At 49.5% G+C, this 461-nt stretch carries 1 pseudogene; it reads left to right on the forward strand.

The features are described from left to right. Positions 1-363: pseudogene (locus M3175_RS25965) on the forward strand (tRNA (guanosine(37)-N1)-methyltransferase TrmD); the annotation flags it as partial. Positions 364-461 lie beyond the last annotated feature (98 nt).

The raw sequence follows: 461 nt of genomic DNA on the forward strand, positions 1-461 counted from the left end.
GGTGATTACGTGCTGACAGGGGGCGAATTGCCTGCGATGGTATTGATGGATAGCGTGATACGCCGATTGCCCAATGTAATGGGCGATGATTTATCGGCGCAGCAAGACTCCTTCGTGGATGGCTTGCTCGATTGTCCACAATATACCAAGCCGACTGAATTTCAAGGGATGAAAGTGCCTGACGTGCTGTTGTCAGGGCATCATGCCAATATCGCCAAGTGGCGATTTATTCAGCAGGCAACACGCACCCAGTTAAGGCGTCCTGATTTGTGGCAAGCCTTTGTGCCAACCAAACAGCAACAAAAATGGCTGACAGAAGCAGCGCAATCTGCTAAAGACAGCAACCCAGATTCATCCACTTGACGGATGCCCTAATCGTGTCGATTGCTATTAAGGCACATAAAATTAGCGGGGAGTATGCGCATTTGCTGACGCCAACTAACTTTAGTCAGCTTAGCCTC

The sequence above is a fragment of the Robertmurraya korlensis genome, assembly GCF_023715225.1.
Classification (GTDB): domain Bacteria; phylum Bacillota; class Bacilli; order Bacillales; family Cytobacillaceae; genus Robertmurraya_A.